The 269-nt window shown below is 79.9% G+C and carries 1 pseudogene; it reads right to left on the reverse strand.

Annotated elements, in window-relative coordinates:
* Positions 1 to 269: pseudogene (locus tag GT042_RS29615) on the reverse strand (sel1 repeat family protein); the annotation flags it as partial.

Genomic DNA, 269 nt, shown 5'->3' on the forward strand with positions numbered 1-269 from the left:
TCGGCGGTCTGCGGCTCGCCCCGGGCGGCGTGGAGCGCGCCGAGGGCGTTGGCGGCGTTGCCGTCGCCGTCCTGGGCGGCGCGCAGCCACCAGACGGCCGCGCTCTCCTCGTCCCCGGCGTCGCGCAGCAGGAAGCCCAGCGCGCAGGCGGCCCTGGCCTCGCCGTCCTTGGCGGCCGTCAGGTACCAGCGGCCGGCCTCCTTGAGCTCGCCGCGCTTCTCCAGGATCGCGCCGAGGTGCAGGGCGGCGCGGCGGTGGCCGCGCGCGGC

The organism is Streptomyces sp. SID3212 (assembly GCF_009865405.1).
In the GTDB taxonomy this organism is placed as follows: domain Bacteria; phylum Actinomycetota; class Actinomycetes; order Streptomycetales; family Streptomycetaceae; genus Streptomyces.